General features: G+C 38.0%; 1 protein-coding gene. It reads right to left on the bottom strand.

The annotated features are described in order from the left end of the window. The coding region (locus RB298_RS02620; RefSeq protein WP_486045609.1) for an ABC transporter substrate-binding protein at positions 1 to 606 on the bottom strand (606 nt) is incomplete at its 3' end. Positions 607 to 716: the final 110 nt, after the last annotated feature.

Here is a 716-nt window from a genome sequence, read left to right as displayed (position 1 = left end):
TTCTTTTACTTTATATGGACCTGTTCCTATGTAGTCTTTGATCCCTTCATCAGATGCATTGTCAACGACTTCTTTTGGTAAAATAGCTGCTGCGGGGATTGGATCAGCTAATAAAGAAAGCGTGTTAACATTTGGTGATGGTAAATGAAGCTCTACCGTATAATCACCGGTTTTGGTCATTTCAGCACCAGAGAAGTTTGTTTTTCCAAGAGACGATAGCTTAATCCAGCGGTTAATAGAAGCGACAACGTCATCTGCAGTCATTTCTTTACCGTTATGGAATTTAACCCCTTTTCTTAATTGGAACGTGTATGTTTTATTATCATCGCTAATATCTACTTTAGACGCTAAGTCAGGCTTAGGATTTCCTTTTTCGTCTAAAATCATTAGTCCTTCGTAGATACTGCGCGTTGCGTCTTTCACATCTGAGTCCCCAGTAATTTGAGCATCTAGCGTTGCTGGCTCACTTTGAGACGCGATGTTTAGCGTTCCGCCTTCTTTTCCTTCTTTTTCACTTGAAGAATTTTTGCTTGCATTACCACTGCACCCTGCTACTATGAGGACAATGGTTAAAAGAGAGATGAAAAGTAAATAAGTCCTTTTCACTAAAATCACTCCTATTTCCTTGTATAAAATTTTAATCCGACTATAATAAGAAGAATAGTAGGAATGTGAACAATTGTAGCACTACCTTCTACCTTTGGCAATTAGTATTT

Source organism: Priestia sp. BR_2 (assembly GCF_041954005.1).
Classification (GTDB): domain Bacteria; phylum Bacillota; class Bacilli; order Paenibacillales; family Paenibacillaceae; genus Paenibacillus_AQ; species Paenibacillus_AQ lautus_A.
This window is presented reverse-complemented; position numbering and strand designations above follow the sequence as displayed.